The following is a 20,466-nucleotide window of genomic DNA, read 5'->3' as shown; positions in this document are numbered from 1 at the left end:
GGCGTCTCGGACGAGCGCCCACACTATCGGCTGGGCATGTCGACGGCCCGCCGCCTGTGGATAACCCACGGGCGGCGGGCCGTTCGCGCAGCTCGGATGTGTGCGTTGTGTGGACGACCGGTTCGGACCGCAGCCCCCGCGGGTCAGACGGCGGCCTTCTTGAGGCGGCGGCGCTCCCGCTCGGAGAGTCCGCCCCAGATCCCGAACCGCTCGTCGTTGGCGAGGGCGTACTCGAGGCACTCGGAGCGCACCTCGCAGGCGAGGCAGACCTTCTTGGCCTCTCTGGTGGAGCCGCCCTTCTCGGGAAAGAAGGACTCGGGGTCGGTCTGGGCGCACAGCGCGCGCTCCTGCCAGCCGAGTTCCTCGTCCGCGTCGTCGACCAGCAGTTGCTGCACCAGCTCGGTCATGTGCGCCCCTCGTCTGTCTTTCACGTCCCCGTGCCCGGCCGTTACCGATTTCGGCTGAACGACACGAGTGAAATTACAAGTGTGCTGCTCCGGGCGAGTCAAGCCGAGATCTGCTATTGGGCCCGTTATTCACTCTGCGGAACCAAGGCCGTGCGGAAAGTGTTCAAATCGGCATAAACCTTGACATGCAGACGAGGCCCCGCTCGGGGCCTCCGACCCCATACAGAGCCTGTACGGAGAAGGACGCCCAGATGTTCGATCGCGTTCCGAAGTGGCTCGCGCGCCCGGTTGTGCGCCATGTGTCCCGGGTGCCTGGTGAGCAAACCTTTCGGCAGCCAGGTGAACCGGATGAGGTGAACCGTGTCCCACATACCGGGCGTCGAGTTGACACGGCAGGTGTGAACCGATGTCCTAGTGGGCATGCTCGCGAACTTGGCGCTCACCTCGACCCGCACCGCCGGGTCCCACGGTGCTGCCCGCGCTCGCTGTAGCTGTTGCTGTTGCAGCTGTTGAGCCGTGGTCGCAAGGCGTAATCGACCGCTCCCGCTCCAGCTGCAGACCGAGTCCCCCGGACTCGGTCTTCGCTTTTCGTTCCCCGCTGACCTTCTTCACTGAGGAACCCCGCACCCCCATGAACAGCGACAACGACCTCCAGATCGCCGGCGACATCCTCGAAGTCACGCACCTGCTGCAGCCCCCGCGCGAGCACCCGGTCACCGTGGCCGAGTTCGTCGGCCTGGCCCGCGCGATCGCAGCCGACCGCGCGCAGTGGGAACATCTCGTCGAGTACGACGCGACCAGCCGCTGGTACCACCGGCTGCGCACCGGCCCCGGCTACGAGGTGTGGCTGCTGTCCTGGGTGCCGGGACAGGGCAGCGGGCTGCACGACCACGGCCGCTCCTCCGGCGTGCTGACCGTCCTGGCGGGCACGCTCACCGAACGCACCGGGCGCGGCACGCGCGCGCTGGGCGCCGGCGCGCAGCGGGTGTTCGCGCCGGGGTACGCGCACGAGGTCGTCAACGACGCCCTGGAGCCCGCGGTGAGTCTGCACGTCTACTACCCGGGGCTGACCGAGATGCCGATGCACACGGCCGCGGCCGTGGCCTGCGAGGCCCGTCCCGTGACTGCGTGACGCGTTGTCGGCCCCGCCTGCAAGACTTGGCGCATGCGCATTGTGGTTCTGGCAGGCGGCATCGGCGGTGCCCGGTTCCTGCGCGGTCTGAAGCAGGCCGTGCCGGACGCCGACGTGACCGTCATCGGCAACACCGGGGACGACATCCACCTCTTCGGGCTGAAGGTCTGCCCGGACCTCGACACGGTGATGTACACCCTCGGTGGCGGTATCAACGAGGAGCAGGGCTGGGGGCGGGCCGACGAGACCTTCCACCTCAAGGAGGAGCTCGCCGCCTACGGGGTGGGGCCGGACTGGTTCGGGCTCGGCGACCGGGACTTCGCGACGCACATCGTGCGCACCCAGATGCTGGGCGCCGGATATCCGCTGAGCGCGGTCACCGAGGCGCTGTGCGACCGCTGGAAGCCGGGTGTGAAGCTGATCCCGATGACCGACGACCGGGTCGAGACCCACGTCGCCGTCGAGGTCGACGGCGAGCGCAAGGCCGTGCACTTCCAGGAGTACTGGGTACGGCTGCGGGCGGGCGTCCCCGCCGAGGCGGTCGTCCCGGTCGGCGCCGAGCAGTCCAAGCCCGCGCCCGGCGTCCTGGAGGCGATCGCCGAGGCGGACGTGATCCTCTTCCCGCCGTCCAACCCGGTGGTCTCCGTCGGCACGATCCTCGCGGTGCCCGGCATCCGGGAGGCCATCGCGGACGCCGGGGTGCCGGTGGTGGGCCTCTCACCCATCGTCGGGGACGCGCCGGTGCGCGGGATGGCCGACAAGGTGCTCGCGGCGGTGGGCGTCGAGTCGACGGCGGCGGCGGTCGCCGAGCACTACGGCTCCGGGCTGCTGGACGGCTGGCTCGTCGACTCCGTGGACGCGGGCAGCGTCGCGCGTGTGGAGGGGGCCGGCATCCGCTGCCGGGCCGTACCGCTGATGATGACCGACCTGGAGGCGGCCGCGCAGATGGCCCGCGAGGCGCTGGCGCTGGCCGAGGAGGTGCGCGGGGCATGACCGACGCGATCGACACGACCGGCACGACCGGCACGGCCGACGCGGTGCCCGCGTACCGGGTGTGGGCGCTGCCCGGGATCCCGGAGGTCCAGCAGGGCGACGACCTGGCGAAGCTGATCGCCGCGGCCGAGCCGGGGCTGGCCGACGGGGACGTGGTGATCGTCACCTCCAAGATCGTCTCCAAGGCCGAGGGGCGGCTCGTCGAGGCGGCCGACCGGGAGGCGGCGATCGACGCCGAGACGGTGCGGGTGGTGGCCCGCCGCGGCACCCTGCGGATCGTGGAGAACCGGCAGGGCCTGGTCATGGCCGCGGCCGGCGTGGACGCGTCCAACACCCCCGCCGGGACCGTGCTGTTGCTGCCCGAGGACCCCGACGCCTCGGCCCGCGCCGTCCGTGCGGGCCTGCGGGACGCACTGGGCGTCAACGTCGGCGTCGTCGTCACGGACACCTTCGGGCGACCCTGGCGCGCGGGGCTCACGGACGTCACCGTCGGCGCCGCCGGCGTGGCGGTGCTGGACGATCTGCGCGGGGGCGTGGACGCGTACGGCAACCCGCTGGTCGCGACGGTCGTCGCCACGGCCGACGAACTGGCCGCCGCCGGGGACCTGGTGAAGGGCAAGGCGACGGGGATGCCGGTCGCCGTGGTGCGCGGCCTCGCCCATGTCGTTGCCGACACCGGCGACGACGGGGACGGCGCGCGGGCGCTGGTCCGGGACGCGGGCAGCGACATGTTCCGGCTCGGCACGTCCGAGGCGGTCCGGGAGGCCGTGACGCTGCGGCGGACGGTGCGGGCGTTCACCGACGAGCCCGTCGACCCGGGGGCGGTACGGCGGGCGGTCGCCGCGGCCGTGACCGCGCCGGCGCCGCACCACACGACGCCGTGGCGGTTCGTGCTGCTTGAGTCCGCCGAGGCGCGCGTCCGGCTGTTGGACGCGATGCGGGACGCGTGGATCGCCGACCTGAGGAAGGACGGCAAGTCGGAGGAGTCCGTCGCGAAGCGGGTGCGGCGCGGGGACGTGCTGCGGAACGCGCCGTACCTGGTCGTGCCGTGTCTCGTGATGGACGGGTCGCACACGTACGGGGACGCACGGCGGGACGCGGCCGAGCGGGAGATGTTCGTGGTCGCGGCGGGGGCCGCGGTACAGAACTTCCTGGTCGCGCTGGCCGGCGAGCAGCTGGGGTCGGCGTGGGTGTCGTCGACGATGTTCTGCCGGGACGTGGTGAGGGATGCACTCTCGCTTCCGGCCGGGTGGGATCCGATGGGGGCGGTGGCGGTGGGGAAGGCCGCGGAGGCTCCGCGGGAGAGGGCGCCGAGGGAGGCCGGGGACTTCATCGAGGTGCGGTGACCCGCTTTGCGCCTGCGGTCCGGGGTGCACCGGCGCATCGGCGAGTGCGGGTTGTGGGGGTTGATCGCGCAGTTCCTCCCCCGGCCTTCGGCCGGGGGGACCCCGGCGCCCCTTTCAGGGGCGCTTGAGGCCTAGGATTCTTTGGATGGCTGGTCGGTTCGCTCCCGAGCCCACGCGTACGACGGTGCGGGGTGGGCAGGTCGTCGTGCCTGCCGGCGGTGTTCCGAAGCAGGCAGTGGCAGCGGGGCGGGTGCGGGTCTGGAAGCCCGACGGAGTTCTTGATCTGGGGCTCGTGCTGGGGCCGCTGCGGCGGGGGGCCGGGGATCCGACCTTCAGGGCCACCCGGGACGGGTCCGTGTGGCGGGCCAGTCTGACGCCCGCCGGGCCGGGCACGCTGCGGGTCGCCGGATACGGCGATGAGGTGCGCGGGGAGGCCTGGGGGCCGGGGGCCGAGTGGCTCCTGGAGCAGTTGCCGGAGCTGCTCGGTGCCGCCGACGACCCGTCCGTGTTCGTACCCAGGCACCGGGTCGTGGCGGCGGCCCGGCACCGGCGGCCGGGGCTGCGGCTGACGCGGACCGGGCTGGTGCTGGAGTCGCTGATCCCGTCGGTCCTGGAGCAGAAGGTCACCACCGACGAGGCGTACCGGGCCTGGCGGCTGCTGGTACGCAGGTTCGGGGAGCGTGCGCCGGGCCCGGCGGGGGTGGGCGAGCGGCCGATGTGGGTGATGCCGGCGCCGCGCACCTGGGCGCTGGTCCCCTCCTGGGAGTGGCACAAGGCCGGGGTCGACGACAAGCGGGCCTCGACGATCCTGCGGGCGGTGCGGGTCGCCGCGCGGCTGGAGCAGGCGGTGGGGATGGCGGCGGAGGCGGCGCAGGCGCGGCTGGAGGTCGTACCGGGGGTGGGGCCGTGGACGTCGGCGGAGACCGTGCAGCGCAGTCACGGGGCCGCCGACGCGGTGACGGTCGGGGACCTGCACCTGCCGGGGATCATCGGGTTCGCGCTGGCCGGGGACCGGCATGCCGACGACGAGGTGATGCTGCGGTTGCTGGAGCCGTATGCGGGGCAGCGGCATCGGGCGGCCCGGCTGATTCTGCTGAGCGGGCACACGCCGGCGAGGCGGGCGCCGCGGATGCCGCGGGGGGACATCGGCCGGCTGTGACCGGGCGCGGGTGGGTGGGCCCTGCGGCACGACTGCCCGCAGCCGTATAGAGCACGGCTGCGAAGCGCCCCTTCAGGGGCGCTGGGGGTCACCCCCAGGCCGAAGGCCGGGGGAGGAACTGCGCGAGCAGCCCCCGCGCACCCGCACCCGACGACGCGCCCTCCAGCGGGGTCCGGGGGCGCAGCCCCCGCGGGCGGTGCCCCCAGACTCCGCCGCACAACTACTGGTCCGACGAGAACCGCACCGCCCCCGCCGGGATCTTGGCGTCGCACCACACCCGGGCGCCGTCGCGCAGTTCGTTGTCGGCGCCGACGACCGCGCCGTCGCCGATCACCGTGCCGGTGAGGATCGAGCGTTCGCCGACGCGGGCGCGGTTGCCGATGAGGGAGTCGGTGATGACGGCGCCGGGTTCGATCACGGCGCCCGGAAGGATCGTCGAGCCGAAGACCCGCGCGCCCTCCGCCACGAACGCACCCTCGCCCACCACCGTGCCGCCCGTCAGCTTCGCGTCCGCGGCGACCCGGGCCGTGGGGAGGACGAGCCGGTCGCCGCAGCGGCCGGGGACCGCCGGGGACGGGGCGCGGCCGAGGACGAGGTCGGCGGAGCCGCGGACGAACGCAGCGGGCGTGCCGAGGTCGAGCCAGTACGTGGAGTCGACCATGCCCTGGAGGTGGGCGCCGGCCGCCAGGAGCTCCGGGAAGGTCTCCCGCTCCACCGACACCGGGCGGCCCGCCGGGATCGCGTCGATGACCGAGCGGCGGAAGACGTACGCCCCCGCGTTGATCTGGTCGGTGACGATCTCCTCCGGCGTCTGCGGCTTCTCCAGGAAGGCGAGGACGCGGCCCGTCGCGTCGGTGGGGACGAGCCCGTACGCGCGCGGGTCCGTCACCTTCGTGAGGTGCAGGGAGACGTCGGCGGACGTCGACTCGTGGGTGGCCACCAGGGCGCGGATGTCCAGGCCCGTCAGGATGTCGCCGTTGAAGATCAGGACCGGGTCGTCGGGGCCGGAGTGCAGGCGGGCGGCCACGTTGCGGATCGCGCCGCCGGTGCCGAGGGGCTCCTCCTCGGTGACGTACTCGATGTGCAGGCCGAGTGCCGCGCCGTCGCCGAAGTACGGTTCGAAGACCTCCGCCAGGTAGCTGGTGGCGAGGACGATGTGCTCGACGCCCGCCGCTCTGGCTCTGGCCAGCTGGTGCGTCAGGAACGGCACGCCGGCCGCCGGGACCATCGGCTTGGGCGTGTGGACCGTGAGCGGGCGCAGCCGGGTGCCTTTGCCGCCGACCAGGAGGATCGCTTCTGTCACCTGTCGTCTCTGCTTCCTGCCGGGACCGGCCGAACTCTGTGTCGGCCGGCCAGTGTATGCAGACCGTGCGACGGCGCCCTCGACGGCCGCGCGGTGCCACGCGGCATGGGTGTGCAGTTTTCCCCCGACTGCCCCCGACGGCGTGGACCGCCGACCCCGTGCTCAGCGCCCCTGAAGGTGCGCGGAGCTGGTCCGGGCCGAGCCGAGCCTGGCGTAGAGCTTGGCGCCTGGGCAGTCGGTGGCGTACCCGTCCCTGTGGCCGGAGATCACGTTCAGTCGTACGTTCTTCCCCTTTGGGTAGAGATTGCCACCCCCGGACTTCAGATATGTCTTCCCCTTCGGATTGGCCCCGAAGAGCCCGAGTTTCCACGCGGTGAGCCTGGCGATGCCGGTCACGGCGGCCGCGGGCGGCTTGTGCGAACCGAACGTGCCGATCACCGCGATACCCATGCTGTTGTTGTTGAACCCGAGGGTGTGGGCGCCCCTGACGGCCTTCGCCACTCCCCCGGCGCGGCCCTCGTAGATGGTTCCGCACTTGTCGACGAGGAAGTTGTAGCCGATGTCCCGCCAGCCCATGCTCACGACGTGGTAGCGGTAGATACTGCGGATGACGGACGGGGCGTCGGAGCAGCGGTAACCGTTGCCGGAGTCGGTGTGGTGGACGAAGGCCACCTTGACCTTCCCCGTATAGACGAACCCCTTTTCGCGCAGCGACTCGTCGGCGCCCCAGCCGCGGCGGGTGACGATCCTCGGGCGCGGTCCGATGTGCGGCTTCGCGAGGGGGGCGGAGCTGCCGCCGAGCTCACGGAGTTCGCGTTCGGTGTCCGCCCGGCTGAGCGCGGGGATCTCGGTGGCGGCGAAGGACACGAGGTCGGCGTTGACCGCGGCCGCCGAGTCGGCAACGGTGTCGGTGCGCGGGCTGTCACCGGGCAGGCCCTCGGACGGGGCCTCGTCGCCGGGGTCGACGAGTTCGAGGCGGAGACCGGCCGGGAGCAGGTCGCGGCCGACGCCCGGGCCGGGGCCGGCCTTGGCGCGTACGCGTACGTCGACTCCGTCGGAGGCGCCCACCCACAGGGGTGCGGTGGCGCCGTGCACCCGGCCGGAGGAAGCCTCCGCCGTGTCCGGGTCGGCGCCGTGGTCGGCGTTGTGCGTGTCGACGTCCTGCCAGTCCGACCAGTGGCCGGTGGCCACGGACCGGGTGCGTACCTGGACCTGGCCGAGCAGTTCGGTTCCCGGGTCGGCCCAGCTGACGCCGACCAGCGAGAAATGCCGAACGCCGGTGCGGTAGGCGCCCTGTTCGGGGGCCTGGCCGAGGACGCGCTCACGGGTGCGGGGGGTGAGGGGCAGCGACCGGGTACTGCCGGAGGGAGCCGTGCCGGCGGGGTGGGCGGTGGCCGTCGTGGCCCGGTCCGCGGGTGCGGCGACCGCGGACGGCATGTTCAGCACGGCCGGCGCGAGGGTGAGGGCCGCCGCGCAGGTGACGCCGATCGAGCAAGTCAGGAATCCACGCATGCCCCTGATCTTGAACATAGTCAGACAAACCTGTCCATAGGGGAACTGACGGCCCGTCGGGAACCGTTACGCCGAACCGGTGGCCCCGTCGGCCGGTGCGGGCGCCGGGCGCGGCGTACGCTTGCGCGGGTGAACGCCACCGATCGCACCCCCGCCGACCTGCTGCGTTCCGCGCTCGCCGCGGATCCCGGACGCCCCCTGGTGACCTTCTACGACGACGCCACGGGCGAGCGCGTCGAATTGTCCGTGGCCACCTTTGCCAATTGGGTGGCGAAGACGGCGAATCTGCTGCAGACCGATCTCGCGGCGGGGCCGGGCGACCGGGTCGCCCTGCTGCTGCCCGCGCACTGGCAGACGGCGGTGTGGCTGCTGGCCTGTTCGTCGGTGGGTGCGATCGCCGACGTGGCCGGGGACCCGGCGGCGGCCGACGTGGTCGTCAGCGGGCCGGACTCGCTGGAGGCGGCGCGGGCGTGCCGGGGGGAGCGGGTCGCTCTCGCGCTGCGGCCGTTGGGCGGGAGGTTCCCGCAGGTGCCGGAGGGATTCGTCGACTACGCCGTCGAGGTGCCGAGTCAGGGCGACCGGTTCGTGCCGTTCTCTCCGGTGGATCCGGAGGAGCCCGCGCTGATCGTCGCGGGGGCGGAGATGAGTGGGGCCGAGGTCGTGGAGCGGGCGCTCGGGGACGCGGCGGGGCTGGATCTGACCGGGCCGGGGTCGCGGTTGCTCTCGGGGCTGGGGTACGGCACGTGGGAGGGGCTGAGCGCGGGGCTGTACGCGCCGCTCGCGGTCGGGGGGTCGGTGGTGTTGTGCCGGCACCTGGCAGAGCTGGGTGAGGAAGGGGTCGCGAAGCGGATCGAGAGTGAGCGGGTGACCGCGTCCGCTCGCTGAGGTCGCGCTTCGGCCGCGGGTGCGTGGGGGCCGGTCACACAGTTCCTCCCCCAGCCTTCGGCCGGGGGGAGGCCCAGCGCCCCGAAGACGGTGGGACCGGGCACCCGCGTCAGCAGCCGGCCGCCCCTTCGACAGCACCGGCCGCCCCCGCCGCAGCGCGCCGCGCCGCGGTGGGACCGCTCACCCGCATGGACCAGTTACCCCGGCTTCGGCTCCCGTCCCGGGGCACTGTTGAGGGGTGACCGACGTCGTAGGGGCATCCGCCACCGGGTCCGGGCTTGCCCGGCGGCGGCGTCGGCGTTGGGTGCGGGGGACGGCCCTCGGGCTCGGTGTGGTGCTCGTCGGGGCCGTCGGCGGCGGCTGGGCGCTGTACGCCAAGCTGAGTCACAACATCACCGCCGACGAGGCCGCCGAGGCCGAGCTCGCCCGGTACGAGCGGGAGCGGCCCACCGCGCTGGTGCGGGGCGCGCAGAACATCCTGCTCATCGGGTCGGACACCCGCGCCGGGGACGGCAACGGCCGCTACGGCAAGGACTCGGGCACCGAACGCTCCGACACGACCATCCTGCTGCACCTCGCCCGCGACCGGCGCAGCGCCACCGCGGTCTCGCTGCCCCGGGACCTGATGGTGCACGTGCCCGGCTGCCTGCGCGCGGACGGGCGGCGCACCGAGCCCTCGTTCACGCTGTTCAACTCGGCGTTCGAGGTGGGCGGTTCGGCCTGCACCATCCGTACCGTCGAGAAGCTCACGGACATCCGGATCGATCACCATGTCGTCGTCGACTTCAACGGGTTCAAGAACATGGTCGACGCGATCGACGGGGTGCAGGTGTGCCTGAAGAAGCCGATCGACGACAAGGCGGCGAAGCTGCGGCTGCCCGCCGGGCGGGTCACCCTCGACGGGGAGCAGGCACTGGGGTACGTACGAGTGCGCAAGTCGCTCGGGGACGGCAGCGACACCGGGCGGATGGACCGCCAGCAGCAGTTTCTCGGGGCGCTCGTCAACAAGGTGCAGAGCAGTGACGTACTGCTGAACCCGGCGAAGCTCTACCCGCTGCTGGACGCGGCGACCTCCGCGCTCACCACCGATCCGGAACTGGCCAGTCTGCGCGGGCTGTACCAGCTGGTCCGCGGGCTGCGGGACGTCCCGACCGACCAGGTGCAGTTCCTCACCGTGCCGCGCGAGCCGTACGTGTACGACTCCAACCGGGACCAGCTGGTGGCGGGCAAGGCCGACGCGCTGTTCGCGCTGCTGCGGGCCGACCGGCCGGTGAAGGTCGCCAGGAAGTCCACCTCCGACGCCGAGGACTCCTCGGCGTCCGCGTTTCGCGGCAACACCGCCGCCGAGGACAGGTGCGAGTAGGGCACGCGCCAAGGCGGCGAACTTCCGTGCCGTTCATTGTCAGTTAAATGAGACGGATTGCCCGGTTGTAGGGAAGACGAATTTGTCACTGGCGTCACTCGACGCTGAACTGGGCGGATAGTGTGAGCGCTCCGGTGCATCCGGCCGCGAGGTCCGTCCTGGGGTCGCGCACCGCGAAACGTGACCGAGCGCCTTGGTGGGGGAAGGCGCCGCGTGGCCCCGACGGAGGATTCGGACAACCGTGGACGCGCAAGGCCGTGGGCGGGCGGACAACATCGACCCCGCAGACCAGTGGGTGCTCAATCCGAACACCGGTGAATACGAACTGCGACTGACCCCTTCCGCACCGCAGTCGCCGGTGCCCGGACCGCGCAGGCCGGCCCCGCCCGGCGCAAGCGCGGGCGGCACCCGGGAGACCGCCGGCCCGGAGATTCCGGGGCAGCGCAGACGGCGCACCGAGCCCGAGCCACCGGCCGGGCGCCGCTCACGGCGGCAGCCGGTGCAGAAGAAGTCGAAGGCCAAGAAGGTCCTGCTGTGGACCGGCGGGACGATGGCCTTCGTGCTGGTCGCCGCATCGGCCGCCGGCTACCTCTACATCAAGCACCTCAACGACAACATCACGTCCGTCTCCGACGACGGCGCGAGCACCGGTGGCTTCAGCAAGGACAAGGCCATCAACCTGCTGATCATCGGTACCGACAAACGGACGGGCTCGGGCAACGAGGGCTACGGCGACGCCGGCAGCGTCGGGCACGCCGACACCACGATCCTGCTGCACATCGCCAAGGACCGCTCGAACGCCACCGCGCTGAGCATCCCGCGCGACCTCATCGTCGACGTGCCCGACTGCCAGACGGAGCAGTCGGACGGGAGCGAGAAGGTCATCGCGGGGACCGAGAACGTCCGGTTCAACACCAGCCTGGGCCAGGACGGCCGTACCGCCAGCTGCACCGTGCGCACGGTGACCGAGCTGACCGGGATCCAGGCCGACAACTTCATGGTGGCCGACTTCAACGCGGTCAAGACGCTGACCGACGCGGTCGGCGGGGTCGATGTGTGTCTCGCCAAGGACATCGACGACTCGGACTCCCACCTGAAGCTGTCCAAGGGCACCCACAACATCTCCGGCGAGACCGCGCTGGCGTTCGTGCGCACCCGGCACTCGGTCGGCTTCGGCGGTGACCTGAGCCGGATCCAGCTCCAGCAGCAGTTCCTGAGCGCCCTGATGCGCAAGCTCAGCTCCAACTCGACGCTCACCAGCCCGACCAAGCTGCTGAAGCTGGCCGAGGTCGGCACCAAGGCACTCACCGTCGACTCCCAGCTGGACAGCATCGGCAAGCTGAAGGACCTCGGTCTGGAGCTCGGCAAGCTCAACCCGAAGAACCTGACCTTCACCACCATCCCGGTGCTGGACAACCCGGCGGAGAAGGTGAAGGCGACCGTCGTGCTCAACGACACGAAGGCCCCCGCCGTCTTCCAGGCGATCAAGGACGACGTCTCCTTCACGGCCGTCAAGAAGAAGCAGGCGCAGGCCAGCAAGGACGCGGCCGCCGCCCGTCTGGAGGGCAGCAAGTCCGCGGCCTCCGCGGTGCGGGTGCGGATCCTCAACGGCGGGGCCCCGCCCGGCAGCGCCCAGGAGACCCTCAGCTGGCTGCAGAACCAGGAGGGCGTCCTCAAGTCGGAGAACGCCGGCAACGCGGACGCCGAACTCGCCAGAACCACCCTGGAGTACGCGCCCGACCAGGCCGCGCAGGCACGCGAACTGGCCAGTCTCATGGGGCTGTCCGGCTCCGCGATGAAGCCCGGCAAGAGCGTGATCAACTCCCAGGGGCTGCCCGCGATCACCCTGACCCTGGGCAAGGACTTCCAGGGGGCGGGGGTCTCCCTCACCACTCCGACAAAGGCGCCGGACGTGGACAGCAAGACGACGGCGGACAAGGTGACCTGCGCCAAGTAGGCGGGCGCGACGAAGAGTCACACCGTGTGAGCGTCAAGTAACAGCGAATAAGTAGGTAACCCTATGGGTCCGTCACGCGTCTAACCGGGCGCGGGGCGGACCCGTGTGGTCCGTGTGACGTCCGACGGGGGGCGTGGCGGCGGGCCTGTGCGCGCAGGGCGCAGGGTGGGGAGGGCGGGACGTTGACCCAGAGCGATGTGCGGGGGGAGGTGCCTGCGGTCGAGGACACGATGTCCCTCGCACCGAAGGCACACAGAGCACCGAAGGCACCCGAGGCGCCCGGCGGCACCGGCGGCCGGTCCCGCAGGCGCGGCCCGGACAACGGCCCCGGCGGCCGCGGACGTCGCGTGCTGCGCTGGTCGGCGACCGTGCTGTCGGTGGTGATCCTCGGTACGGCCGGTGCCGGTTACCTCTACTACCAGCACCTGAACGGCAACATCCACAAGGGCCGGCGCGACATCGGCGACGCCAAGGCACGCAAGACGGCGGCCAACGCGGCAGGCCAGACGCCGCTGAACATCCTGCTGATCGGCTCCGACAGCCGTAACTCCGCCGAGAACGTGAAGCTCGGCGGCGCCAAGTACGACCGGGGCAGCCCGCCGCTCGGCGACGTGCAGATGCTGATCCACCTGTCGGCGGACCGGAAGAGCGCGGCGATGGTGAGCATCCCGCGGGACACCCGCGTCGACATACCCAAGTGCACGGACCCGAAGACCGGCAAGGTGTACCCGGCGACCAACACCATCATCAACGAGTCGCTGGCCCGCGGCGGAGCCGGCTGCACGCTGGCCACCTGGGAGAACCTCACCGGGGTCTACATCGACCACTGGATCACCATCGACTTCGCGGGCGTGGTGAAGATGGCGGACGCCATCGGCGGCGTCGACGTCTGTGTGAAGCAGAACGTGTGGGACCGGCCGACGGCCGCGGTGCCCGGCGGCTCCGGGCTGAAGATGACGGCCGGCACGCACAAGGTGGAGGGCAAGCAGGCCCTGCAGTGGCTGCGCACCCGGCACGCCTGGGGCAGTGACCCGCTGCGGGCCAAGGCCCAGCACATGTACCTCAACTCGATGATCCGGACGCTGAAGGGGCAGAACGTCTTCACCGACACCGGCAGGCTGATGGACCTGGCCGAGGCGGCCACCAAGTCGCTGACGGTCTCCGAGGAGATCGGCACCCCGAAGAAGCTCTACGACCTGGGCATGCAGCTCAAGTCGGTGCCGACGGACCGCATCACCTCGCTGACGATGCCGAACGTCGAGGACCCGCAGAACAAGGACCACCTCGTGCCGGACACCGCCAACGCCGACAAGATGTGGCAGATGCTCCGGGACGACGTGGCGTTCGACAAGAACGGCGGCGCCGAGAAGGGCGGCAAGAAGACCACGGCGAGCACCCGGCCCACCAAGGAGCCGTCCGTCTCCGCGGGCGGTCTCGGCGTGCTGGTGCGCAACGCCACCGGTACCGCCACCGAGGCCGCGGTCCGCGGCCGGGCGCGGGCGCTGGCCGAGGAGCTGGCCGCCAAGGGCTACACCAAGGCGGCGGCGGACACCTCGGGGGCCGCGGAGTCGGTGGAGAAGACGGTGGTCCAGTACCCGAGCGCGGACCTGGAGGGCGACGCCCAGGCGGTCGCCAAGGCGCTGGGCATCCCCACGAGCCAGGTGCAGCAGACCACCGATGTGTCGGGGGTCACGCTCGTCATCGGCGCCGACTGGCGGGAGGGGACGGCGTACCCGAAGCAGTCCGCGCCGAAGGCCGGTGACCTGCCGGAGAACACCGACGCGATCAACGGTTCGGACACCGGGCAGTGCATGGACGTGTACGCGCCCTACCGCTGGTAGCGGGAGCACACAGGTCCGCACAGCCAGGCACAGCTAACTCCTAAGCCACTGCATGACACTGCCGCCGTGCCCAGGTGCCCGGGAGTTCCGGGCGCGGTGGCCGGTGCGAGCGGGAGGGCGGGCAAGTGGTGCGCAGCAGTGTGCGGGGGGAGGTGTCCGACGTGGTGTCGGTCGAGGACACCATGTCGCTCACACCCCAGGACGGCGGGGGCCTGCAGAACAGACCCGGGGCGGAGGACGGCGACCGCCGGCGCCGCAGACGCCGGATCGTGCGCTGGTCCGCCTCGGTCCTGGCGCTGGCCATGGTCGGCACCGCCACCGCCGGGTACCTGTACTACGAGCATCTCAACGGCAACATCAAGAAGGAGTCCCTGAACATCGGGGACTCCAAGGACCGCGCCACGAAGGCCAAGGCGAACGCGGCCGGTCAGACCCCGCTGAACATCCTGCTGATCGGCTCGGATGCCCGGAACACCGCCGAGAACCAGAAACTGGGCGGTGCCAGGGACATCGGGACCGCGGCCCGCGCCGACGTCCAGATGCTCCTGCACGTGTCGGCCGACCGCACCAACATGTCCGTGGTGTCCGTGCCCCGCGACACACTCGTGTCCATCCCCAGGTGCACCGACGCGAAGACCGGCAAGGTGTACCCGGCCACCGACGACACGATGACCAACGCCTCCCTGGAACGCGGCGGCCCCGGCTGCACGGTGGCCACCTGGGAGAAGCTCACCGACATCCACATCGACCACTTCATGATGGTCGACTTCTCGGGCGTGGTGTCGATGGCGGACGCGATCGGCGGGGTGCCGGTGTGCGTGGACGCCGACATCTACTCGCACACCGCCACCGGCCACGGCTCCGGCCTGAAGCTGAGGAAGGGCACCACCTCCGTCAAAGGCAAGCAGGCCCTGCAGTGGCTGCGCACCCGCTACGGCTTCGAGGACGGCAGCGACATAGCCCGGACCAAGGCCCAGCACATGTACATGAACTCGATGGTCCGCCGGCTGCGCTCCGACGCCACCCTCAGCAACCCCGACAAGCTCCTGGGACTCGCCGAGACGGCCACCAAGGCGCTCACGGTCGACACCGGCCTCGGCTCGGTCACCAAGCTCTACGACCTGAGCAAGGAGCTGAAGAAGGTCCCCACCGACCGCATCACCATGACGACGATGCCGTTCGTGTACTCGTCCGACGGCAACCGCGTCCTGCCCAGGCCCACCGACGCGGCCAAGCTGTGGCGGCTGGTCCGCGAGGACGTCGCGCTGGACGGCAAGGGCGAGAAGAAGACGACGGCCACGGCGAAGGTCACCGACAGGGCGGCGGCCGACGACAGGATCGCCGTACAGGTGCAGAACGGCACGGAGAGCAGCACAGGATCCGCGGTCACCGGCCGGGCCGCGACGGTCACCGGACTGCTCGTCGGCAAGGGCTTCACGAAGGCCGCGGCCGACACCTCGGCGCCGCTGAGCGAGGACCGGACGCTGGTGCGCTACCCGAGCGCGGACCTCGCGGGCGACGCCCAGCGGGTCGCGGAGGTCCTCGGCATCCCCACCGACCAGGTCAAGAAGTCCACCGCCGTCGACGGTGTCACGCTGGTCGTCGGCGCCGACTGGCGCCCGGGCACCGAGTACACCGCCGACGACGACACCACCCCGACGTCGGCGAACGCCCTCAACGCCTCGGACACCACGGCGTGCATGCACGTCGACAAGGACTACACCTGGTGACGCCCGAGCGGCCGGTGCTCAGTTCGTGGAGGAGGGGCTGAGCACCGCGGGCCTGCGGGACGCGATGACCCGCTTCGCCAGCGACCTGGGGCTGGTCAGGAAGCCGTACCCCCACGACATGTGCATGGTGGCGAGGGCGACCGGGATCCGCAGCCGCGCCTTCAGCGGCAGCCCCCGGCCGGCCGGGAGGGACCCGGCGGTTATCGCCGCCAGATAGCCGGCCGGGACCACGAAGCCGAACGGGGTGACCAGCGCCCCGACGACGATCCCGGCGGCGATCGCGCACACCGCCACCGGCGGGGCGAGGTACCGCAGGTTGATCGAGCCCTCGTGGTAGCGGGCCACGACGTGCCGCCAACGGCCGTAGTCCTTGTACTGCTTGGCGAGCGCCCGCACGCTCGGCCGCGGCCGGTAGGAGACCTTCAGCTCCGGCGAGAACCAGATCAGCCCGCCGGCCTCGCGGATCCGGAAGTTCAGCTCCCAGTCCTGGGCGCGGATGAACTCCTCGTTGTAGCCGCCCTGTTGCTCCAGCGCCTCGCGCCGGAACACACCGAGGTAGACCGTCTCGGCGGGACCGGCCTCCCCGCCCGTGTGGAAGGCCGCGTTCCCGACGCCGATCTTCGAGGTCATGGCCGCCGCGACCGCGTGCTCCCAGTCGTTCTCGCCCTCGGCGTGCATGATGCCGCCGACGTTCATCGCACCGGTCTCCGCCAGGAGCCGTACCGCGGTGGCGATGTAGTTCGGCGAGAGGATGCCGTGGCCGTCGACGCGGACCACGATCGGGTGCCGGGAGGCCTTGATCGCGGCGTTCAGCGCGGCCGGGGTGCGCCCGGTCGGGTTCGGGACGGTGTGCACGCGGGGGTCCTCGGCCACGAGCGCGGCGGCGATCTCGTCCGTGCGGTCCGTGGACGGACCGAGGGCGATGACGACTTCCAGCTCGCCGGCGTACTCCTGCGCGAGGATCGCTTGGACGGCCCCGCGCAGATGCCGCTCCTCGTCGAGGACGGGCATGATCACAGAGACTGCGGGGTGCCGCACATCGGGCTTGGCGTTCATAGGACGCTCACGTTACCGCGAACGGGGGACACCGGTGCGCGCCGCATCGGCGGTGCCGCGGGCTGAAGGTCGTATCGGCCTACCGTGCTCACGGATCCCACGTACGGCCTCGTCCGGAGGTGTCCTTTGTCCGCCAGCCCGCCCCGGTCCCCCGCCCGGCCCGCCCCGCCGCAGCGCAGACCGCAGCCCACCCGTCAGGCCCCGCGGCCGCCGGTACGACCCAGCAGGCCCCGGCGGCCGCGCTGGGCCATGCGGGCGGTCACCACACTCTCGGTGGTGGTGCTGGCGTCGGCCGGGATCGGACACTCGGTGATGGCCGGCCTGGACGCGGACATCGCCCGCGTCGACCCCTTCAAGGACATGAAGAACCGGCCCGCCGCCGGCCACGGCATGAACGTCCTGCTGGTCGGCACCGACGGCCGCGACAAGATCACCGAGCACGAGCGGCGCAAGTACCGGCTGGGCGGCGCACCCTGCCACTGCACCGACACGATCATGATCGTGCACATCTCGGCGGACCGGGAGCGGGCCACCGTGGTCAGCCTGCCGCGCGACTCGTACGCCGAGATCCCGGCCCGGGTGGACGAGACGACGCACCGCACCTACCCGGCCCACCCCATCAAGCTGAACGCGGCCTACGCGGAGGGCGGCCCGCAGCTGACCGTGCGCACGGTCGAGGACATGACCCACCTGAAGATCGACCACTACCTGGAGGTCGACTTCATCACGTTCATGCGGACCGTCGACGTGCTCGGCGGGGTCCAGGTCTGCACCGCCCTGCCGCTCAAGGACTCCTACACCGGCCTGAACCTCTCCCCCGGCACGCACACCCTGGGCGGCGGCCAGGCCCTGCAGTACGTCCGCGCCCGGCACCTCGACGCGGCCAGTGACCTGGGCCGGATGAAGCGGCAGCAGCGGTTCCTGGCGTCGCTGATCGAGCGGGCGACGTCGAGCGGGGTGCTGCTCAACCCGATCCGGTTCCGGGACGTGACGCGGGCGGTGCTGGGCTCGGTACGGGCGGACACCGGGTTCGGCACGGACGAGCTGCTGGACCTCGGCCGGGCGATGCGCAACTTCTCCCCGTCCTCGTCCGAGTTCACGACCGTGCCCATCGGGCAGCTGGCATACCCCGTGAAGGGCATCGGCTCCACGCTGAAGTGGGACCAGGCCGGGGCGGACCGGCTGTTCCGGTCCCTGCGCGACGACCAGCCGCTCGCACCCGCACCCGCGCCGGCGCCGGCGCCCGCGGCGTCGCCGAAGCCGCAGGGGCCGCCGCCGGCGACGGTGGAGGTCGCGCCGGCCACGATCCGGGTCCAGGTGGAGAACGGCACGGCCACCGCCGGGGTGGCGCGGCGGATGGACGCGGCGCTGGCGGCGACGGGCTTCGCGACGAACCACCGGCCGGTGACGGCCGCGCACCGCGACGTGAGGCGGACGGTGGTCTCCTTCGACCCACGCTGGGACCGCTCGGCCCGTTCCCTGGCGGCGGCGCTCCCGGGCAGCGAGCTGCGGGCCGTGCCGGGTCTCGGGCCGGTGCTGCGGGTGACGGTGGGGGCGGACTTCAAGGGGGCGGTGCGCAAGGTGCGGGTGGACGAGCCGGCGCCGCAGGGAGCCTCCGCCGTCATCCGGGGGGACGAGAAGGTCTGCTGAGGGTGGTCGGCCGGTGCAGGCCGGTGGGGGTTTGTCGCGCAGTTCCCCGCGCGCCTGCAAGACCCCGTTCCCCGCGCCCCTTCAGGGGCGCGGGGAACTGCGCGACAAGCCACGACGGCGCCGCGGCCGACGACGCACCGGCCTAGTCCGCGTACCCCTCCGCCACCCTGCGCTCGCGCAGCTCGCGGATCTCCCGCCGCCTCGCCAGCCGGTGCGTGCGCCTGATCTGGGCCTCCTGGTAGCGCCGCCGGTCCCGGTCCGTCTCCGGCAGGACCGGCGGTACCCGGCGCGGCTTGCCGTCCGCGTCGACCGCCGCGAAGACGAGGTAGGCCGAGCCGACCTGGGTGGCGGGCGTCGACTCGTTCCAGCGCTCGGCGAGCACCCGGACCCCCACCTCCATCGACGTCCGGCCGGTCCAGTTGACCTGGGCCTTGACGTGCACGAGGTCGCCGACGCGGACCGGCTCCAGAAACGCCATCTCGTCCATGGACGCGGTGACGGCGGGACCGCCCGAGTGGCGCCCGGCGACCGCGCCCGCCGCGTCGTCCACGAGCTTCATGATCACACCGCCGTGCACCGTCCCGAGCAGGTTGGTGTCGCTGTGGGTCATGATGTGGCTCAGCGTGGTCCGGGACGCGGACGTCGGCTTGCCGGGTATATCGGATTCCGCCTCGGGGGCCTGGTCTGTCATGGCCCCCACCTTATGCCGAGGCGACAATCACGGAATTTGTGTCGGCTTCGCAACAGCGGTGCCCTGATTTTCCTACGGGCCTTGTAAGAGGCACCGTGGCTGCCTGCACACTGGGGCCCATGAACGAATGGCCCGAGGGATGGTCGGACGGCAACCGCGGCAACCAATACGGCCGCGGTAGTGCGGGCGCGCAGCCTGAGGGCGCCCGCGTGATGCGTCAGGTACGGCGCGGAGAGCCGTCGGCACCGCCGTACGGCGCCCCGCAGCAGGGCGGCGGCTACGCCGGGGTCCCGCAGCAGCCGTCGTACAACGGCGGGTACGACGACGGCGGCGGGTACGACGGCTACGACAGCGGCTACAACACCGGCCACGTCTACGGCGGCGGCCCGGGCGGCGGCGGTCCCTCCGGTACGCCGGAGCGCGGACCGCGGCCTGCTCCCAACTGGCGCAAGCGGATCAAGTGGACGGCGATCGTCGTCGTCAGCGTGCTGGTCGTCACATCCGTCGCGACCTACTTCTGGGCCGACTCCAAGCTGCACCGGGACGTCGACCTGTCCAAGGTGATCGACCGGCCCGCGGCGGGCAAGGGCACCAACTACCTGATCGTCGGCTCCGACAGCCGCAAGGGCATGTCGTCCGACGAGAAGAAGAAGCTGCACACGGGGTCCGCCGAGGGCCAGCGCACCGACTCGATGATGATCCTGCACGTCGGGGACAACGGCGACACCCTGGTCTCGCTCCCCCGTGACTCGGACGTGGAGATCCCCTCCTACCAGGGATCCACCTCCGGCAAGGTCTACCAGGGCACCGGCCGCCACACGAAGCTGAACGCGGCCTACGCCGAGGACGGCCCGACCCTCCTCGTCCGTACGGTCGAGTACAACACCGGCCTGCACATCGACCACTACGTGGAGATCGGCTTCGCCGGCTTCGCGGACATAGTCGACGCCGTCGGCGGTGTCACGATCACCATCGACAAGGGCTTCAAGGACAGCTACTCGGGCGCGAACTTCAAGGCGGGCAAGCAGACCCTGAACGGCGAGGAGGCCCTGGCCTTCGTCCGCACCCGGCACGCCTTCGCCGCGTCCGACCTGCAGCGCACCAAGAACCAGCAGAAGTTCCTGGCCGCCCTGGCCCACCAGGTGGCCACCCCGTCGACGATCCTGAACCCCTTCAAGCTCTACCCCACCCTCGGCGCGGGCCTGGACTCCCTCACCGTCGACAAGAACATGAGCCTGTGGGACCTGGCGTCGATGTTCTTCGCGATGAAGGACGTCAACGGCGGCGACGGCACCTCGATGAACATGCCGATCTCCGGCTCCACCGGCGGCAACCTCGTCTGGGACAAGGCGAAGGTGAAGACACTGGTCGACGAGCTGAAGAACGACCAGAAGGTCACCGTCAGCGGCAACTAGGCCGCAGCGGCGGCCGGCGGCACCAC

The 20,466-nt window shown here is 71.6% G+C and carries 16 protein-coding genes; 11 read left to right on the top strand and 5 right to left on the bottom strand.

The window, feature by feature from the left end; all coding sequences use genetic code 11:
* Positions 1-143: 143 nt before the first annotated feature.
* On the bottom strand, positions 144-407 hold the full coding sequence (locus AB0472_RS37590) for a WhiB family transcriptional regulator (protein ID WP_003975777.1): 264 nt from the start codon (positions 405-407) through the stop codon (positions 144-146).
* Between the two features lie 631 nt (positions 408-1,038).
* Here AB0472_RS37590 and AB0472_RS37585 point away from each other — a divergent pair.
* The 4 genes from AB0472_RS37585 to AB0472_RS37570 all read left to right on the top strand — a co-directional run bounded on the left by AB0472_RS37585 (position 1,039) and on the right by AB0472_RS37570 (position 5,037).
* Positions 1,039-1,539: a cysteine dioxygenase family protein gene (locus AB0472_RS37585; RefSeq protein ID WP_366363477.1), complete on the top strand. Its 501-nt coding sequence runs from the start codon at positions 1,039-1,041 to the stop codon at positions 1,537-1,539.
* Positions 1,540-1,572: 33 nt separating this feature from the next.
* Positions 1,573-2,532: a 2-phospho-L-lactate transferase gene (cofD, locus tag AB0472_RS37580; RefSeq protein WP_366363475.1), complete on the top strand. Its 960-nt coding sequence runs from the start codon at positions 1,573-1,575 to the stop codon at positions 2,530-2,532.
* Complete coding sequence (locus AB0472_RS37575; protein WP_366363473.1) at positions 2,529-3,878, top strand: coenzyme F420-0:L-glutamate ligase; 1,350 nt, start codon at positions 2,529-2,531, stop codon at positions 3,876-3,878. The genes cofD and AB0472_RS37575 overlap by 4 nt, the downstream gene beginning before the upstream one ends.
* Before the next feature lie 145 nt (positions 3,879-4,023).
* Entirely contained in the window at positions 4,024-5,037 is a 1,014-nt protein-coding gene (locus AB0472_RS37570) for a DNA-3-methyladenine glycosylase 2 family protein (protein WP_366363471.1), read from the top strand.
* A gap of 220 nt (positions 5,038-5,257) precedes the next feature.
* Here AB0472_RS37570 and AB0472_RS37565 read toward each other — a convergent pair whose 3' ends face one another.
* Positions 5,258-6,340 carry an NDP-sugar synthase gene (locus AB0472_RS37565; RefSeq protein WP_366363470.1) on the bottom strand — a complete coding sequence of 361 codons (1,083 nt, stop codon included), beginning with the start codon at positions 6,338-6,340 and terminating at the stop codon, positions 5,258-5,260.
* Between the two features lie 162 nt (positions 6,341-6,502).
* Positions 6,503-7,870: a peptidoglycan recognition protein gene (locus AB0472_RS37560; RefSeq protein ID WP_366363468.1), complete on the bottom strand. Its 1,368-nt coding sequence runs from the start codon at positions 7,868-7,870 to the stop codon at positions 6,503-6,505.
* 111 nt (positions 7,871-7,981) lie between these two features.
* Here AB0472_RS37560 and AB0472_RS37555 point away from each other — a divergent pair, with 111 nt between their 5' ends.
* From AB0472_RS37555 to AB0472_RS37535, 5 genes are all read left to right on the top strand, one after another.
* Entirely contained in the window at positions 7,982-8,737 is a 756-nt protein-coding gene (locus AB0472_RS37555) for a TIGR03089 family protein (RefSeq protein ID WP_366363467.1), read from the top strand.
* A gap of 238 nt (positions 8,738-8,975) precedes the next feature.
* Positions 8,976-10,100 carry an LCP family protein gene (locus AB0472_RS37550; protein WP_366363465.1) on the top strand — a complete coding sequence of 375 codons (1,125 nt, stop codon included), beginning with the start codon at positions 8,976-8,978 and terminating at the stop codon, positions 10,098-10,100.
* Positions 10,101-10,341: 241 nt separating this feature from the next.
* Positions 10,342-12,057 carry an LCP family protein gene (locus AB0472_RS37545; protein WP_366363463.1) on the top strand — a complete coding sequence of 572 codons (1,716 nt, stop codon included), beginning with the start codon at positions 10,342-10,344 and terminating at the stop codon, positions 12,055-12,057.
* A 182-nt stretch (positions 12,058-12,239) separates the two neighbouring features.
* Positions 12,240-13,898, top strand: a complete 1,659-nt coding sequence (locus AB0472_RS37540; protein WP_366363462.1) for an LCP family protein — start codon at positions 12,240-12,242, stop codon at positions 13,896-13,898.
* Positions 13,899-14,200: 302 nt separating this feature from the next.
* Positions 14,201-15,628: an LCP family protein gene (locus AB0472_RS37535; protein WP_366363506.1), complete on the top strand. Its 1,428-nt coding sequence runs from the start codon at positions 14,201-14,203 to the stop codon at positions 15,626-15,628.
* Between the two features lie 18 nt (positions 15,629-15,646).
* Here AB0472_RS37535 and AB0472_RS37530 read toward each other — a convergent pair whose 3' ends face one another.
* The gene (locus tag AB0472_RS37530) at positions 15,647-16,684 is read right to left on the bottom strand and encodes a glycosyltransferase family 2 protein (protein ID WP_366363460.1); all 1,038 of its coding nucleotides are present in this window, start codon (positions 16,682-16,684) and stop codon (positions 15,647-15,649) included.
* 249 nt (positions 16,685-16,933) lie between these two features.
* Between AB0472_RS37530 and AB0472_RS37525 the strand changes: the two genes are divergently transcribed.
* Positions 16,934-18,334 (top strand): LCP family protein, encoded by a 1,401-nt coding sequence (locus AB0472_RS37525; protein ID WP_366363505.1) that lies wholly within the window; start codon positions 16,934-16,936, stop codon positions 18,332-18,334.
* A gap of 142 nt (positions 18,335-18,476) precedes the next feature.
* On the opposite strand, the gene AB0472_RS37520 is transcribed toward AB0472_RS37525, so the two are convergent.
* A complete protein-coding gene (locus AB0472_RS37520) occupies positions 18,477-19,025 on the bottom strand; it encodes an acyl-CoA thioesterase (protein ID WP_350783327.1) in 549 nt (182 codons plus the stop codon).
* A gap of 119 nt (positions 19,026-19,144) precedes the next feature.
* Here AB0472_RS37520 and AB0472_RS37515 point away from each other — a divergent pair, with 119 nt between their 5' ends.
* A complete protein-coding gene (locus tag AB0472_RS37515; RefSeq protein WP_366363458.1) occupies positions 19,145-20,440 on the top strand; it encodes an LCP family protein in 1,296 nt (431 codons plus the stop codon).
* The last annotated feature ends 26 nt before the right edge of the window (positions 20,441-20,466 follow it).

Origin of the sequence: Streptomyces sp. NPDC086777, assembly GCF_040702065.1 — a bacterium.
Taxonomy (GTDB): domain Bacteria; phylum Actinomycetota; class Actinomycetes; order Streptomycetales; family Streptomycetaceae; genus Streptomyces.
The sequence above is the reverse complement of the archived record's forward strand: the minus strand, read 5'-3'. Positions and strand labels throughout refer to the sequence as shown.

Coding starts and splice junctions, on each gene's coding strand:
- AB0472_RS37590 (WP_003975777.1), bottom strand. CDS start 407: ATGACCGAGCTGGTGCAGCAACTGCTGGTCGACGACGCGGACGAGGAA.
- AB0472_RS37585 (WP_366363477.1), top strand. CDS start 1,039: ATGAACAGCGACAACGACCTCCAGATCGCCGGCGACATCCTCGAAGTC.
- cofD (WP_366363475.1), top strand. CDS start 1,573: ATGCGCATTGTGGTTCTGGCAGGCGGCATCGGCGGTGCCCGGTTCCTG.
- AB0472_RS37575 (WP_366363473.1), top strand. CDS start 2,529: ATGACCGACGCGATCGACACGACCGGCACGACCGGCACGGCCGACGCG.
- AB0472_RS37570 (WP_366363471.1), top strand. CDS start 4,024: ATGGCTGGTCGGTTCGCTCCCGAGCCCACGCGTACGACGGTGCGGGGT.
- AB0472_RS37560 (WP_366363468.1), bottom strand. CDS start 7,870: ATGTTCAAGATCAGGGGCATGCGTGGATTCCTGACTTGCTCGATCGGC.
- AB0472_RS37535 (WP_366363506.1), top strand. CDS start 14,201: ATGGTCGGCACCGCCACCGCCGGGTACCTGTACTACGAGCATCTCAAC.
- AB0472_RS37530 (WP_366363460.1), bottom strand. CDS start 16,684: ATGAACGCCAAGCCCGATGTGCGGCACCCCGCAGTCTCTGTGATCATG.
- AB0472_RS37525 (WP_366363505.1), top strand. CDS start 16,934: ATGCGGGCGGTCACCACACTCTCGGTGGTGGTGCTGGCGTCGGCCGGG.
- AB0472_RS37520 (WP_350783327.1), bottom strand. CDS start 19,025: ATGACAGACCAGGCCCCCGAGGCGGAATCCGATATACCCGGCAAGCCG.
- AB0472_RS37515 (WP_366363458.1), top strand. CDS start 19,145: ATGAACGAATGGCCCGAGGGATGGTCGGACGGCAACCGCGGCAACCAA.